The following is a 16,502-nucleotide window of genomic DNA, read 5'->3' as shown; positions in this document are numbered from 1 at the left end:
TGATCACTCTTATTAATTTGTTTAAATCACGTGGTTGTAATCATAAACATTTTTATATCTTTACCCATTAAAGGTTTGTGGTGCCATTTGTATGACGCGAACAGAAATAAGATGGCATGGACGGGGAGGCCAAGGAGCTGTAACAGCATCAGTTGTAACAGCTGAAGCTGCTGTATACCAAGGTAAGTATGCTCAAGCTTATCCAGAGTTTGGTGCTGAACGTAGAGGTGCTCCAGTAAGAGCATATACGAGAGTTTCTGACGAACCTATACACACGAGGTCTCCTATTCTTTACCCCAATGTTGTTGTTGTTCTCGATCCATCGCTAAATAAGTCACTGTATCTTGAGGGTATTAAACAGTATGGAACATTGATCATCAATACAAAGAAGAGTTTAAGCGAATTAAAAACCTACATAGGTAGAGAAGATCTAAAGATAGCTCGTGTAAATGCAACTCAGATAGCTCTCGATATTCTGAAGAATCCTTTCGTTAATATGGCTATGATTGGTGCACTAATAAAGGTTGTGCCTATTGTCGATATCACTTATGTTGAAGAGGTAATTAAGGAATCATTTAGACCTAAAGTTGCTGAAGCTAATATTGAGGCTGTTAGGAGAGCATATAAAGAGGTTGAGGTATCATGAGCGGAGAAAAACGTTTATCCGGATGGAAATCGATGAGTATTGGAGGAATGATTCTAGAGCCTGGGAATTTCGTTAAGAGACCCACAGGAGATTGGAGGATTTTCAGACCCATCATAAATCATGATAAATGTATAAGATGCTTGATATGCTGGATTGCGTGTCCAGAACCAGCTATAAACATTATGGATAAACCCTACAGAACGGCTACAGGTAAGGAATGGAAGTTTAGTCTAGAGGTAGACTACAATTTCTGTAAAGGATGTGGATTGTGTGTAGAAGAATGTCCCGTTAAAGCTATAGATTTTGTTGAAGAGGTGAAGTAGATGGATATGTGGGAAAGAATCCCATTAACGTCCAATTATGCTGCAGCATATGCTGCAAAAGATGCTGATGTAGATGTAGTTGCAGCTTATCCTATAACTCCTCAAACACCGGTTGTAGAGAAGGTGGCTGAGTTCATTGCTAACGGTGAACTTAACGCGGAAATGATTCATGTCGAGAGTGAACACTCGGCCTTAAGTGCATGTATAGGTGCTTCAGCAACCGGTGCAAGAACGTTTACAGCTACGAGTTCTCAAGGTTTAGAGCTTATGCACGAGATGCTCTACATTGCTTCAGGTATGAGGCTGCCTATAGTTATGGCTATAGCTGCTAGAGCTTTATCTGCGCCAATAAATATATGGTGTGACTATAGCGATATGTTTGCTACAAGAGATTCCTCATGGATAACAATGATAGCATCAACAGCACAAGAAGTTTATGACAGCATTATACAGGCATATAAAGTTGCTGAAAATCCCGAAGTTCTGTTACCAGCTATGGTTGTATACGATGGCTTCATAATGAGCCATACATATGAGCCAGTAAACGTAGCTAAGGATAGAGCTCCAATACTAGAGTATATACCGAAGAACTATAGTAGACCTAGATTAGATCCCGAGAACCCAATAACCTTTGGTGCTATAGCTGATCCTAATTGGTACTACGAATTCAAATACCAACAAGTTGTAGCTATGAGGAATGCCTACGAGGTTTTAAGGAAAGCTGATGAAGAATTTGATAAAAGATTCGGAAGAAGCTATGGATTTGTAGAAACTTACAGAATAGATGATGCAGAAACTGCCATAGTTACCTACGGAGGACTCTATGGAACTGTTAGAGAAGTTGTTGATATACTTAGAGAGAAAGGAGCAAAAGTAGGCGGAATAAAGATAAGAGTATTTAGACCATTCCCACATAAAGAACTGGTTGATAGTGTTAAGAACGTCAAACATCTTATCGTTCTAGATAGAGCTATCTCATTTGGTGGCGCTCTAGAGGGACCTATGGCTATGGAGATCCTAACAACTCTAAGACTTAGATCTATAGATGTTGATTTATACAACTACATAGTTGGAATAGGTCAGAGATCTGTCACGGAACTCGATATAATCAACATATACTATCATGCATCTAAACTGATCGAGAAAGGTGTAAGGCTAACTGAATCAATTTATTGGGGTGTTAGGGAATGAGCTCTCCATCTATACCTATCTACAAATCTCTCTTTGATCTACCAAGAGAAGAATATTTCGCACCTGGCCACGGCCTTTGTGCTGGATGTCTTGTAGGGCCTATAGTACGTATACTGCTTAAGGTTGCTGGACCCAATACAATTGTTGTAACGCCTACAGGTTGCTTAGAGGTTTCAACAACACTTTATCCATATACATCATGGCGTGTACCATGGATACATGTAGCATTTGAGAATGCTGCAGCTGTAGCTAGCGGCATAGAAGCGGCTATAAAATCTCTACAAAAGAAGGGTGTGATAGATCCTAGCAGAAGAATAAATGTGATTGCAATAGGTGGAGATGGAGGTACTGTTGATATAGGGTTCCAAGCTCTTAGCGGTATGCTTGAAAGAGGTCATAGAGTTATGTATGTTCTATACGATAACGAAGCATACATGAACACAGGTATACAGAGAAGTGGTGCTACACCGATAATGGCTTGGACAACAACAACCCCTATCGGGAAAGTTGTAAAGGGTAAGCTACAGACAAAGAAACCTATAGCTGAGATTGTTGCAGCTCATAGAGTACCTTATGTAGCTACAGCTAATCCTGCTTACTATATAGATATGGCTAATAAATTTAGAAAAGGTCTACTTGTTGATGGACCTTCATTCATACATGTCATTCAGCCTTGTACAACAGGCTGGAGATTCGATCCAAGGTATGGAATCAAGATTTCTCGACTTGCAACAGAAACAGCTATGTGGATAAATTGGGAGCTAGAGAATAATGAAGTATTTAGAGTAACTGTTCCTGTGCCTAAAAGGAAACATGTGAAACACTACTTAAGGGCGCAAGGTAGATTTGCTCATCTAACAGACGAAGATATCAATGTTATACAGAAATATGTAGATAAAGAAGTTGAGCGTATAAACAAGCTTGTAGGTAAGGAAGTTATAGGACCTGTGGTAGAGTAATACTGATATTATACCTATTAGTGTTATACCGTTTCAGTAATTTTTTCAAGTTCACTTATTTCTCTAACTATAGATCTTCCCCCTTCCTTAGAGACATAGACTACCTTATCCGCTAATTCTTCTACCTCTACATCATGTGTAATCACTATAACCTGTGGAACTCTTTCCGAAAGCTTCTTTATTATCTCAAATACCGATCTACGTCTATCTCTATCTAGAAATTGTGTAGGTTCATCGAGTATGAAGAATCCTGGAAGTCTGCCAAAAACTGTATAGGCTAGAGCTATTCTAAGCGCTATTGCAAGCGCCACTATTTCACCACCACTAAGGCTTCTGATATCAAGTTCACCAAAAGGTGTATGTACACTAATATCGAATTCCTCATCGATACGGATTCTGAAGCTCATGTCCAACTCCTTCAGAATAGCGTTGGTGTATCTCTCTATTAGTCTTCTTGATTCTTGTGTTAACATCTTTGCTAGAAGCCCATCTTTACCTAAAAGCTTATTCACCATGAAGTCTAGAACAGGATATATTTCGATACTTTTCTTAAGCTGATTGAGCTTTTCTTCAATTTCTCTTTCTTTTTTGCTGAACTCCTCCTGCATCTTTAAATAACTTTCAATTCTTCCTTTTATTTGACCCATTCTCATGCTTACTTCATTAAATTTATTCAGACACTCTTTGTATCTAGCTTCAATTTCATTTATATTGATTTTATTGATATCAAAACCAAGTTCAGCTATACTGTTCTTAACCTCTGTATATTTCTTTGAAACCTCATCTATTGTTATCTCTTCTTCAAATAGTTTCCTCAACATATGTTTCTTTTCTTCATATATCTTCATAGTCTCTATCGCTAATCTGTGAATACATCTAACAACATTTATTATGTTGCTGTTATCTAGACATTTAGTAAAGAAGTTGCTTGATTTTAGTTTACTGATCACAGTCTCTATACTATTCTTTATCTCTCTATACTTATTCATATATTCTTCAATAATCTTTCTATTGTTTTCAATCCTTACCTGAATCTCTAGCCTACCTTTCTCAAGCTTCTTTACGTTATCTATATACAGTTTAACCTTGTTGTACCTCTTATCTAATTCATCCAATTCTTTCAAAATCGAATCTATACGGTTCTTGGCCTCAGAAAGAAGTCTCTCTTTAAGATTATCACTAAGTTCTCTTCCACATAGAGGACAATTAGCGCTTCTACCGATTATCTCTACAGAATTCTTAGCTATATTGAATTCAGCTTGCTTAACGCTTCTATCTAAATATATTTGCTTAGATAGTTCATCAAGATACTCTATAACTCCTTTAGTATCTACTGAAGAAGGAACCTGAATCTCTAGCTCTAGTTCTAGGTTCTTTAGAACAATATTTATCTCGTTCTCTATGGTCTTCAGCTTTTCTAGAGCTTCATCAAGATCTCTTTTCCGATCCCTTAGTACATTCGTAATAGAAATGAAGTTCTCTATATCTAAACTAAGAATTTCTCTACATAGAGACAAAGCTGACTCTACTTCTTTAAGCTCTTTAACAATCCCTATAGCTTTAGAAAGCTTATCATAAAGTTTCACTAACTCTATGAGTTTCTCATATCTCTTTATCTCTTCACTAAGTATCTTCTGTTCATTCTCTAATCTCGCAAACTCAACTCTATCTGCCTCTATACTACGAGATAACGCTTTAACCTTCTCCCTAATTTCATTCAATTCTAGTTTATAGCTATCGTAAAACTTTATATCGCTTTTCACCAATTCTAAGTAGGGCTTTAAAACCTCTTTGGCTTTTTCAAGCTCGTTCAATCCTAAAAGTTTTAATACGAGCTCTTTTCGTGTAGAAGGTGCTTCCTCTATGAGTCTCGCTATCTCATTTTGACGTGAAATTATTGTGTACCTAATAGATTCAGTTGAAGGAATCGATAAAAGCTTTCTTACATAATCTAGAACAGTTTGAACACCTACCGCCAAAACCTTCTTCTTCTCATTTTCTATAACCTCATAGAGAACAGCTTCATCACCTTTAGACAAACTTATACCCCTATAGACAACATATTTCTTTCCCCCTATGCTTAACTCAACTTCTATATATCCACTAGAGCTTCCAATTCTTAGAAAACTCTTTTTACTTGAACCCCTAAAACCTCTTATGTTTTGGGGATTTATAAATAAAGCATATATAGCAGCATCAATTATAGAGCTTTTACCTGCACCATTAGGACCTACAAGAGCTGTTAAACCTAGTGGAAACTCTATATATGTCTGTTCATGAGATAAAACATTATTTAATTTTATAGCCTTGATAACAACTATATTACTCATTTTGTTTAACACCTTCAACTACTTGAGCAGTTTCCTTAAAGACTTACCACCATTATTTGTTATAAAGGTTTGAGAAGATTTTGCCATTTCTTGTATAGATGATTTCTTGATCTTTGCTTCAAGTTCTTTAACAATACTTTCGTTATTCCTCAAGAAATTCACAAATTGTTCAGCTAACTGTTTATCTGGATTCTCTATGAGGTCTAGAAGATGTCTAGCTACAGATTCTTCTCCCAGTATACTCACCAATATTTTCAATACATCTATATGTTCTAACTGCTCTAGATAGCTATGATCATAAGCTTTAATCTCTTCCCCATTCTTTTGTTCGGATGACGATAGTATATAGTACTCTATAGAGCCTTTAGAAACCATATCGTCTAAGTAATTGCTCAATATCTCTGTCTTTATCTTCTCTATCAGTATATAGGCTAGAGGTTTCTTCTTACCCTTTGACAAAATAGTCTTAGCGTTTTCCAAAATGTTATTGACACATCTAGCTACATCATCACATTGAATAATTATCCATGGTCTAACATTTTGAAGCTCTATAAAGTTTACAGCAACATCATTCTTACTTAAATCAACTAACGCAACATATTTTTCGCCATGTTCACTAAGTCTATGAACTTCTGTAGCCCCAGGATAAACAGCAGGAGCTCCATCTCTATGTCTAAATACTGTTCTTATATGGTAATCACCTAGAGCTATATAGTGAAAACCTAAGGGAACCATATCTAGAGATATATCTGCTTCAGGACTAGGTATCCCTACATCTTTAAGAAGTAGATGTGCCATTAGAATAGCTTTGCCTTCACGAGATGGTATTACTGATGGTATTTTGTTCTTGAATGTATATGGCACACAATATAGTATCAGCTTCTTGTTACCTATATCCATCTCTTCATTAACAATACTGTCTATAGCAATTACATCAACAACACTTACATCTCTTAGAATCGCTAAAGGAGATACCGCATACTTTTTAGGAATATCATGTTGACCAGCAATAGCTACAATCTTTATACCTCTATCTTTTAGCTTCTTTAATCCTCTATATGCAACAACATAAGCTTCTGGTGGAGGGGTAGATGTGTTAAAGAAATCTCCAGCATGAATATAAATGTCTACACGTTCTTTTAATGCTATATCTATAGTCTCCTTAAAGACTTCGTAGACATCTCTTGCTCTAGAGAGAAGACCATTAGGAACAGCACCTAGATGAGTATCACTCACATGTAGTGCAAACATTTTCAGCCCTTAGATACATATATTCGTACAGCATTTAAACATACTAGCTAAAGATCTCATAGAATTCTTTTTCAGCTTCTTTCAACATCGATGAGTTCTCTTCTCTTGTATACCGCAACCTCATATTGTTTCTCCATATAGATGCTATATCTAGAGATGTACCTACTTTCTTACCTTCGTGTTTATCTATTTTAACGAAAACAGGAAACCGCCCAATCCATTCACCTATAATAAGAGCTTCACCTGTAGCCATAGAGGTTAACGATCTAGCCAGATCTTCAGTAAGCAAGTCAGAAGCATTCATGATAGACTGTTGATCTGCTTCTTGAACAAGCTTCATAAATACAAAATTCTGTATCTGGCTTAATGTATTCAAATCTATATTTCTAGGTCTTTGCGAGATCAGGCCTAGAATTAATCCAAATTTTCTACCTTCTCTTGCTATCCTCTCTATAGAGTATCTAGATGCCGTTGGTCTAGATGCTGATAGAAATATATGGGCTTCCTCAATGAATACAACAATAGGACAGGGTTTTCCAATAAAGTAGTTGTGTTTAGATAGCCATAGAAGTTCATCGAGAACTATCTTTAGTACGTAATCTTTCTGATCATCGCTAAGAAGAGACACATTTAATACAATAATCCTTGAAGGAGCTATAAGGTTAGATATTTGTTGTGTTTTGAGACTTAAAGCTGCGTTTTCGAAAAATTCATCAACTTTTGAACTAGCCTTTAATGAAGATTCTCTATATAGTTCTTTATCTCTAGATCTGACATATTTCTTTTCTATGAAGTTTTTAACTACGTATCTGAACAAATAGATGAGCTTTGTTTCAGTATCTATTTCTCCAGCTTCGGTCTCTAATGACTCAAGAAGTTCGCTTAATTCTTGTTTAGATAATGATGCATTTGAATAGATGCTCTCTATAGCTTTATCCGATATACCATGGTCTTTTATAAGTTCTTTAAATAGCTTCTGAGCTTCCGCCATTGCTTTAGAGACAAGCATTCTCTGAACAGTTGCTCCACCTTCAGGTACTATCATTCTTGCTAAAACTTTTGGTGGAACTTCAAGAGGATTTATTTTGTATTCAATATTTACTATATCTATGTTTGATGATGGCATAAGTGAGCCATATTCACCATGAACATCGTATATTATTACTGTCCCTCCATAAGATGCCATACGATCAGCTAAAATAGCTACAGTATTACTCTTACCAGAACCTGTTGTACCTGTTATAAATAGATGTTTTGCTAAAGCATTTAGATCAACATAAATCTCGACCCTAGGTTCTGTAAGCAGATGCCCTATCTTTATCGAACCTTCCTTCCTACTGCTGAATAGCATGGACAAGATCTCTATATGAGCTAAATAAACTTGTGTATCTGGTGGTGGAGGAATGTTTGGCATCTTAATCATAGGCTTTCCTTCATTATCAATACCCACAAGTGCTATTATTCTAGCAAGTGATGGGGCATACCTAAGCATATCGTCTTCTAACCCTATGCTTTCACTAGCAGTAGTTGAAGGTGATGTTGGTACAAGTCTTCTGTATGATGTTTGACTTATAACCCCTATAGCACAATAGTCTATAGTGTTACCCGATACTACATCTATAGCCTTGAATGGTATAGCGACATAGGCTCCTATTGGAATAGGATGTCTAGATACTATCTCAACAGAACTCGGATATGAAATAACGCCAACTTTACCCAACACTATGTTAGAGGTACATAGCACCTTGTATCGACCTTCCTGTATATATAGATAGTATGTGAGTTTAATCAAATTAAAAACATGTTGTATCTCTTTAGTTACAATACTCCAGCATCAATACACAAAATTGTAACCCTACTATCTATGGCGATCAACAAACATATCCAGCAATTATGTTACTATAAGTGTCTTAAACCAGTATCTCGACATATATGCAAATAACTATCGAAAAGACTTTCTAGTTATTCTATACACACGATATTTCTATATGGTAGTAAACAATATAAAAAAGGTGTTGATGTACTGAGTATAGATGTTAGAAACAATTCATAATCGCTATATCTATTAACAATCAGCTTAATATCTTATTGTATATATTTCTATATATTGAATTGATTGTGGTTCATATAGATTCAGATTCTTGTCCATTACCGCAATAGCTTAACAAAACCTAAATATTCCATATTGATGATGGGTACATTAACTGATAAGATAAATACTTCTAACTAAGATTTAGTATGTAAGGAGAGAGTTGATGATTTAGATGTTGAAGCTAGAAAATGTTTTAAATATCATGAAATATGTAGAGAAAATCGTAGTAAATGAAGAAAATGGTGTCTATTTACGTAGGTACTACAGATTTAGAGCCTCTAAACATTATGGAGGCTCTGCTGTTGCTGATGCTGTAGGTTGTATGTTTAATTGTGCATATTGTTGGAGTTGGAAAGCAAACCATAACCTAGGAAAGGGATTCATGATGAAGCCTATAGATGTAGTAAAAGAATTGATATCTATAGCTAGATCTAGGGGATATAATTTTATTAGAATTAGTGGAGGTGAACCTACATTAGGTTTTCAACATCTTATTCAAGTTATAGAAGCATTTAGTAGATTTAGAGAAATAAATATTGTATTCATACTAGAGACCAATGGCCTACTTTTAGGCTTAGAGAAGAGCTTTGTTGAAATACTTAAGGATTTTAGAGATATCATGATGTTGAGGATTTCACTAAAGGGATGTTCTGAAGAAGAGTTTGAGCGTATCACAGGTATAGAGGGTTCTGTACATACATACCAGATTAAAGCTGTAGAAAACGTTATTGATAGTGGTTTCAGATTACGTATAGCTGTTCCCATAAGTTTTTGTATTAGAGAATCATTTTCTATGCTCTTAGAGAGGTTAAGCCATATAGACAACAATACTATATATATGTTGGATCCAGAGGTTATTGTGCTCTATCCTTCTGTTGTGAAGAGATTATGTTTAAGAGATTTGAAGCCTTGGATTGCTATAGATCCTATAGAACTGAAGAAAATTATGGGTGATGAAATCTATGAGTTATTCAAGAAAAGATGTCGAGAAACTCATTATAGAAATACTCACCAGATATTCTGATAATGGTATACTATTTGAAGAGTTGAGAAACGAGCTAGAGTCTGTGGGTATATACATTGATGGTGTATTTCTGAGAAAGACTATTGCTGATATGATTAGAAATGGTATTATATGTAAAGAAGTATCAAGTTCGAAGAAAAGATTTTACTTAATCCTCTGTAGGAAACGTATCAATAACCTTTAATGAATGTTAAAATACTAGAATCCTATACATAGTTTTAGGTAAGAACATATGTCAACGATAATAGATATTGCTATAGATCCTCCAGTACTGCTCAAACCATTGATGAAGATAGGTGAAATTCTTTCGATAATGAGCGAACATAGAATTAGAGTGACACCTGTAGTTGATGACAGAAACGTACTTGTTGGTGTTCTTAGCTATAGAGCAATATTGATGAAGGGTGTAGGTAGAGAGACTAAAGTAGCTACAGTTATGGATCCTCCCTACAGTATCAACATGAATGAATCGATAGATAAAGCTATAGCGGTTATAGCTTCTTGGAGAGCTAGAGATGTACCCATAGTTGATGAAGACAACGTAGTTGTTGGTCATGTTAATCTACATATCGTTCTAAAGTATTTGTACGAAAAGAATTTAGTGCCACGAGAAACAGTTGATAAAGTTATGAGTAGTCCTGCCGTAACTATACAGGAATGGGAAAGTATAGCTCGAGCTAGATGGCTTATGCTGAAAAACGCCTTCTCCAGACTCCCTGTCGTTAATCGTTTTGAAAAAATTACTGGAGTTATAACCCTCAGTGATATAGTTGAACGATTGTATCGTATAAAGCTCAGTAGAAGAAAAGGATATGAATGGATAGAAAGTGAGGAATCGTTTCTAGCAGCTCCTGTTAGCGACTTCATGTCATCACCTCCAATAACCACTATAGCTAACTCATCTCTTTCAAATGCTGTAAAACTCTTGATAGATAACCGTATAACCGGCATACCTGTTATTACGGAAGACAATCGTATAGTAGGTGTTTTAAGCGGCATAGACATCTTGAAGAAATATGTCGAGAAATCCGCAACTATATACCCCATAGAGGCTAGCATAAGTAAAGCTGTTGAAGGCGATGAAGTTGCTAAAGTATATGTGGAAAGAATTGTCAATAGCTATTTAGCGGATATCTCTAGATATCTAAACATCATAGACTTCAAACTTGCTGTAAAACCGCTAAAGAAGTCCGATACTATAATAGATAAAGATGTTAGGAAAATGTATGAAGTTTCTGCAAGAATTGTTACAAACATAGGCGATAGTGTGGCTAGATCATCCTGCTGGGATCTACCCACATGCATCAGAGAGGTTATGGAGATACTAAGTAAGAGGCTTAGAAAACGTATAGAGAAAGGAATGCAAAAGAGAGAACGCTACAGAAAATACGAGACGTAAGATTATCTGTAGCTTCTGCCAGAAATTCATTAATCTGTTATAAGTTCGAATGAAAGTCTGTAAGGTATTTTTCGTGTCAATAGCTTTACTAGCGTCTCATAGCATTCTTCTATGTTTCGGGGGTTAGGTACCTCGAAAGATAGGTTGAGAGTTATCTCATCTTCTTTTATTTCTAAAGGTTTTATATCAATACTTTCTCTATTTATCATCTTCAAGTCTTTCGCAATTTCTCTAATATCTTCAATAATTTTATCGAGTTCGAGACTCTGACCCTTCACTTTAAGCCTAAATTTGACAACATTACGTAGAGATTTGGCTATTACTGATTTAAGGAGAACACTATATGGAATGAATACTGTTTTGTTTTCCGTGGTAATGGTTGCGTAACTACCTTCTGTTATATTTATTCTTCCTTCATATACCTTACTACCGTAGTCTATTTTTACATTTTCACCATCTCTTACTATATTCGACGTAACGAATATCAGATACGATAAAGCGTTCTCGATATAGGTCCTTATAGAGTACACCATTATACCTATAAACATGGCAAGCATTGTGATAAAGAATGCTGCAGTAATATAGTTCTGAAGCCAATAAGATATTGCTACAGCTAGGACTATTAATGATAGAACTGTAAAAGATACAAATCTTATAGTTTCTTCAGTACCTCGCGATATAAACCCTTTAGACCTGAATCTAGATACTATTCTTCTTATCGCTACATATATAATTATAACAATTATTGAAATTACTAAAACCTCAATAAGATGATATGTTTGCATAAAGTTCCATATGGTTTCCATCAAATCTTCAGGAACCATTATTTAACCTCTTCAGTCGGCTCATATAATATATACCAGAGGTTGGTAATAAATATTGTTATTTACCTATCTGTATTTAAATAATAGAGGTTCCATAGATCCCTTATTTATCTTGATTATAATTTTTTCGCCTCTTTTTAATACATAGTCTTTGTCATAATTAATAGGATTATTTTCACTATCGAGCACTGCTAAAACTTTTGCACCTTGTTCTTCAATTTCTTCTACTTTTTTGTTCTCTAAGTGGTTTACATCACTTAACGTTAGCATTACTATGTAGTTTTTTTCATCTAGCTCTATGATCCTTACACCATATATCAGCTCAATAAGCGATCTTCTAACTGAGGTAGATTTCACTAATACCCTTTCTGCGAAACCTAATTTATTCAGTACATTAGCTGTATGGACGGAGCTTACAACTGCATAAATTTTCGGTACAGCAAAACTTTTTGCATATATACATACTAATACATTTACTGTATCAACAGGATGTACTGCTAAAACTATATCAGCTTTATGCATACCTGCGCGCATAAATGTTGTTAAATCAAATAGCGAGAAGAGATATACAGCTACATCAAGTTCTTGAACAAATCTGTCTATTCTAGTATTATCATCATCTAGTACCACAACTTCATGTCCTTTATCAATGAGTTCTCGAATCAACTCCATAATTTCATCAACAGCTCCTACTACTATAACTCGCATTTAGCTTCAACCTGTACATTATTTATCGTAGCCATATATTAAAGTTATTTCATCCGAGAGTTATTTTCTTTTTATAGAGGCACCCTATAATCAGGTATATCGGCAAAAATTCTAGTCTACCGAGATACATAATAATCATCAATACCACTTTAGCTTCTAATGGCATAAATGCAGTTGTTATACCTGTTGAAAGACCAACACAAGATAATGCAGAAACTGTTTCAAAAAGAGCGTCTATATAGCTATGGCTCCAATTATAGCCCCTAACCTGTAATATGATAAAGAGAACTGTTGAGGCTACTAAAGCTATTATAATATAGAGTAGTATGAATACGTAAGTCGACACTATATCTTCATCTTCCACCATTTCCCCATTCACCCTCTTAACTATATAGACGTTTTCAGGAAGAAAAGATTTGGATAATGACCATACCACTGATTTAAACGCTAATGCTATTCTCTTTATCTTTATACCTCCTGCCGTTGAAAATGTAGCTCCACCGATAGCCATAGCCAGAATTATTAACATCTTCAGTATATCGGGATACCAACTTATATCACCTACTTGGAACCCCGTAGTTGTTAACCCTGACACCATATTGTATACCGTTATCACTACATGTTCAAAACTATTTCCCAAAAGACATAATGTTATCCCTATAGTTATGACAGTCAGTATCGATACTATAAGTATAAACCATTTGACCTCCAGACCTTTAAAGAATTCCCTAATTCTACCTCTCACGAGATTATAGAGATCTACAAAATTTAGTGCCCCTAAAACCATTATAACCGTAGACACTATTAGGATTCCATATCCATGAATTTTGTACCAGTAGGCGATACTTTGTGTATTTGTGGACATACCGCCAGTAGCTATACCCGTCATTGAATGTGCAAATGCGTCAAGCAACCCCATACCACTGTGCATGAACATGAAGGCCCCAATTAGTGTCAAGATAGCATATATTATGAGCATTCTTCTAGTTGTTGAAAGTATTGTTGGTGCAAATCTTATACCACGTTCAGCTACATAGACCCTTCCCAGGATTCTATGAATATGAGGTAAGAGAGCTCCAGAGAATACTACGACACTAAGTTCGCCTATCCATTGTGTAGCGGCTCTCCATATAAGTATAACGTAAGGGTACTTCTCTATATTGAACAGTATAGTTAATCCGGTTCCAGAGAACCCACTTACAGACTCAAAAAGAGCATCAACAAAATCTAGACCAATTACATATCCATATATTAGCGCATTAACAAGAGGAACAATAAACCAGTGGATAGCTACAACAATAAGTGCATCAACTATCTCTATAATAACGTAGTGACGAAATACATAAGCTATGGTGGAGCTGATAATCAGTACTACTGCAACTATAGTTAGAAAGCTTTTTGAAGCATTTAACTCAATACTGTTATCTACATGGATTGAATATATATAGAATATTATTCCTATCGCTAGAGCTATAATCATGAGAGTTGATAACAAAATACTTGCAGAAAAAATTATTGCTTTAATTCTATCCGTCAGCTAACATTACCTCTATTACTTAAAGAATTCACTCCGATTTCCTGCATGGACTGGCACAAACCTGATACCGTAAACTATGAGTCCTTCTACGCCTTCAGCCCACAGCTTTCTTAATATAGCTTCTACCTCCATACCTTCGTAGACGTTCTCTGGATCTACATCAGTTAATGTTGATAGTATTTTAACACCGTTCTCAAGTTCTATTAGCGCCAGAATTACCGGTGCTTCGACCCTATATCCTTCAGGAACCATGTTCTCTATACTCCAGCTGACCAACTTACCTCTTTTAGGTAAATCTACTCTCTCTGTTTCCCTAAACCCACAGTACGGACACGATGGTTTAGGTGGATAGAAAATCCTGCAGCACTTTCTACATCTAGCACCCTCCAGCCTTAGTCTAGCTCCTCTTTCTCTCCAAACTCTAGCTGGAGACATAATCATATCTCTTCACCTCTTCAGAATAACCACTGAAGTTAAGGTTCCAACACCTCCTGTATTTAATGCTAAACCTAATTCAGCTGAAGATGCTTTTAGACCTGGAAAGTCACCTCTAAGTTGCATAACTATTTCTGCAATCTGGTATACACCTGTAGCACCTACAGGATGACCTCTAGCTTTTAAACCTCCGCTCAAGTTTAGTGCAGGTCTATCATCTTTAGTGAATCTACCCTCTTTCACAAACCTCCATGACCATCCCCAATCAGAGAAACCCAGACCTTCTATACATAAAAGAGCGGTAATAGTGAATGCATCGTGTATTTCTGCTAAATCAATATCTTTTGGCTCTACCTTAGCCATACGGTAAGCTTTTTCAGCAGCCTTGATTATGCTTAAAGGTTTCAGAAGATCGTCTCTAGAGCTAAGATCTAGAGCATCGCTACCAAGACCTACTCCAGCAACATGTATAGATGTATCATTAAACTTTCTAGCAATATCTTCTGAAGCAAGTATTGCTACAGCTGCTCCATCACCTATAGGTGAGGAATCCATAAGCCTTATGGGGTCTGCTATAATTGTTGAATTCAAAACATCTTCAACCTTTATTCTGTTCCTAAGCTGGGCATAAGGATTATAGGAAGCGTGTTCATGCATTCTGACAGGCCATAAGGCTAAATCCTCTCTTTTAGCTTCATACTTACTCATGTACATCCTCATGACTAAGGCATTAAGTGACGCAAAACTAGCTCCATAGACAACTTCATGTTCAGCATCAGCTGCTTGAGCTAAAGCAGATGTTACTCTAGATGTAGGATAATCAGACATTTTCTCGACACCAATAACAGCCACAGCATCGTATAATCCTGAAGCAACTAAAGAAAACCCTGCCACAAATGCGTGTCCTCCACTACCACAAGCTGCTTCGACCTTAAATCCACCTTTACCTCTTAAGCCCATAGCATCTGTCGCTAAAGCTGCTAGAGAATCTTGTTGATAGAGAGAACTACTCATCATATTTCCTACCACGATTCCTTCAGGTTCTATACCCTTACTATCTTCATAAGCTTTTACAAAAGCTTCGTGAATAAGTTCAGCAAATCCTTTGTCATAATGTCTATCGATCTTAACCATGCCTACACCAACAACATAGACCTTTCTCAAGTTCTTTAATCACCTTTCATAATCTATGCTGAGTCTATGTAACTAGATCACAGAAACCTCAAATATTTAAAAGTTAGCATAATGGTAAGGTTAAAATTTATATTGCTGAAAGTAGTAGATGTATTAGAAGAGATATAAGAGATGTCTTAAGTCATGCCCACTGATGCATGATGATTATCGGGGTATAGGAAACCTTGAATCAATTGATGTACTGTTTTGCTGCTTAGTCAAATAGATTATGAACCAGATACAATGGAATACATATAAGTAAACTATCGAATTGAGCATGCATCAGATAGAATATGGTGAGTATATGGTGTATCTATATTCTCTATATGTGTAATTTATGATGATACTACTTCAGATTCTGTAGAATAACTACAAAATTAAGATTATTCTAACCACTAGCATATTATTGGAATTCTACAACCTCTTGTAGCTTACAATATAGCTTACAGTCTTGTAGCTTACAATATAGCTTACAGTAAACTATAGTGTTACATCATTAGATTTTAACCGCTCTTCACCAAGCTAAGATACATAATGATTATGAACCGAGTTATGTTTTAAAGAATTGTTGTGATATCAATTCTTCAGCTAAGATCTAAATACTTCAATA

General features: G+C 35.8%; 15 protein-coding genes. 7 read left to right on the top strand and 8 right to left on the bottom strand.

Features of this window, described 5'->3' with window-relative positions; all coding sequences use genetic code 11:
- Nucleotides 1-91 precede the first annotated feature (91 nt).
- The 4 genes from QXK50_00470 to QXK50_00455 are packed head-to-tail and all read left to right on the top strand — an operon-like array spanning nucleotide 92 to nucleotide 3,119.
- The gene (locus QXK50_00470; protein MEM2007635.1) at nucleotides 92-646 is read left to right on the top strand and encodes a 2-oxoacid:acceptor oxidoreductase family protein; all 555 of its coding nucleotides are present in this window, start codon (nucleotides 92-94) and stop codon (nucleotides 644-646) included.
- Nucleotides 643-969, top strand: a complete 327-nt coding sequence (locus QXK50_00465) for a 4Fe-4S binding protein (GenBank protein ID MEM2007634.1) — start codon at nucleotides 643-645, stop codon at nucleotides 967-969. The genes QXK50_00470 and QXK50_00465 overlap by 4 nt, the downstream gene beginning before the upstream one ends.
- A complete protein-coding gene (locus QXK50_00460; protein MEM2007633.1) occupies nucleotides 970-2,160 on the top strand; it encodes a ferredoxin oxidoreductase in 1,191 nt (396 codons plus the stop codon).
- Nucleotides 2,157-3,119 (top strand): thiamine pyrophosphate-dependent enzyme, encoded by a 963-nt coding sequence (locus tag QXK50_00455; protein ID MEM2007632.1) that lies wholly within the window; start codon nucleotides 2,157-2,159, stop codon nucleotides 3,117-3,119. The genes QXK50_00460 and QXK50_00455 overlap by 4 nt, the downstream gene beginning before the upstream one ends.
- A gap of 23 nt (nucleotides 3,120-3,142) precedes the next feature.
- On the opposite strand, the gene QXK50_00450 is transcribed toward QXK50_00455, so the two are convergent.
- The 3 genes from QXK50_00450 to QXK50_00440 are packed head-to-tail and all read right to left on the bottom strand — an operon-like array spanning nucleotide 3,143 to nucleotide 8,492.
- Nucleotides 3,143-5,449, bottom strand: a complete 2,307-nt coding sequence (locus QXK50_00450; protein ID MEM2007631.1) for an SMC family ATPase — start codon at nucleotides 5,447-5,449, stop codon at nucleotides 3,143-3,145.
- Nucleotides 5,450-5,467: 18 nt separating this feature from the next.
- Nucleotides 5,468-6,700, bottom strand: coding sequence for a DNA repair exonuclease (locus QXK50_00445; protein ID MEM2007630.1), 1,233 nt, complete (start codon nucleotides 6,698-6,700; stop codon nucleotides 5,468-5,470).
- A 43-nt stretch (nucleotides 6,701-6,743) separates the two neighbouring features.
- Nucleotides 6,744-8,492, bottom strand: coding sequence for an ATP-binding protein (locus QXK50_00440; protein ID MEM2007629.1), 1,749 nt, complete (start codon nucleotides 8,490-8,492; stop codon nucleotides 6,744-6,746).
- 472 nt (nucleotides 8,493-8,964) lie between these two features.
- On the opposite strand from QXK50_00440, the gene QXK50_00435 reads away from it, so the two are divergent.
- From QXK50_00435 to QXK50_00425, 3 genes are read left to right on the top strand one after another with little or no spacing between them, the layout of a single operon-like run.
- A complete protein-coding gene (locus QXK50_00435; GenBank protein MEM2007628.1) occupies nucleotides 8,965-9,816 on the top strand; it encodes a radical SAM protein in 852 nt (283 codons plus the stop codon).
- On the top strand, nucleotides 9,755-10,000 hold the full coding sequence (locus QXK50_00430; protein ID MEM2007627.1) for a hypothetical protein: 246 nt from the start codon (nucleotides 9,755-9,757) through the stop codon (nucleotides 9,998-10,000). Before QXK50_00435 ends, QXK50_00430 begins: the two co-directional genes overlap by 62 nt.
- A gap of 48 nt (nucleotides 10,001-10,048) precedes the next feature.
- The gene (locus QXK50_00425) at nucleotides 10,049-11,215 is read left to right on the top strand and encodes a CBS domain-containing protein (GenBank protein ID MEM2007626.1); all 1,167 of its coding nucleotides are present in this window, start codon (nucleotides 10,049-10,051) and stop codon (nucleotides 11,213-11,215) included.
- A 29-nt stretch (nucleotides 11,216-11,244) separates the two neighbouring features.
- Here the strand turns inward: QXK50_00425 and QXK50_00420 are convergent, their stop codons facing one another.
- The 5 genes from QXK50_00420 to QXK50_00400 form a co-directional block, all read right to left on the bottom strand.
- Nucleotides 11,245-12,039: a hypothetical protein gene (locus tag QXK50_00420; protein MEM2007625.1), complete on the bottom strand. Its 795-nt coding sequence runs from the start codon at nucleotides 12,037-12,039 to the stop codon at nucleotides 11,245-11,247.
- A 66-nt stretch (nucleotides 12,040-12,105) separates the two neighbouring features.
- Nucleotides 12,106-12,747 carry an NAD-binding protein gene (locus QXK50_00415; protein MEM2007624.1) on the bottom strand — a complete coding sequence of 214 codons (642 nt, stop codon included), beginning with the start codon at nucleotides 12,745-12,747 and terminating at the stop codon, nucleotides 12,106-12,108.
- 49 nt (nucleotides 12,748-12,796) lie between these two features.
- Entirely contained in the window at nucleotides 12,797-14,242 is a 1,446-nt protein-coding gene (locus QXK50_00410; protein MEM2007623.1) for a potassium transporter TrkG, read from the bottom strand.
- Nucleotides 14,243-14,299: 57 nt separating this feature from the next.
- Nucleotides 14,300-14,725: a Zn-ribbon domain-containing OB-fold protein gene (locus QXK50_00405; protein ID MEM2007622.1), complete on the bottom strand. Its 426-nt coding sequence runs from the start codon at nucleotides 14,723-14,725 to the stop codon at nucleotides 14,300-14,302.
- 6 nt (nucleotides 14,726-14,731) lie between these two features.
- The gene (locus QXK50_00400; GenBank protein ID MEM2007621.1) at nucleotides 14,732-15,883 is read right to left on the bottom strand and encodes a thiolase domain-containing protein; all 1,152 of its coding nucleotides are present in this window, start codon (nucleotides 15,881-15,883) and stop codon (nucleotides 14,732-14,734) included.
- Between the last annotated feature and the right edge of the window lie 619 nt (nucleotides 15,884-16,502).

It is taken from the genome of Ignisphaera sp., from assembly GCA_038831005.1.
In the GTDB taxonomy this organism is placed as follows: domain Archaea; phylum Thermoproteota; class Thermoprotei_A; order Sulfolobales; family Ignisphaeraceae; genus Ignisphaera.
The sequence above is the reverse complement of the archived record's forward strand: the minus strand, read 5'-3'. Positions and strand labels throughout refer to the sequence as shown.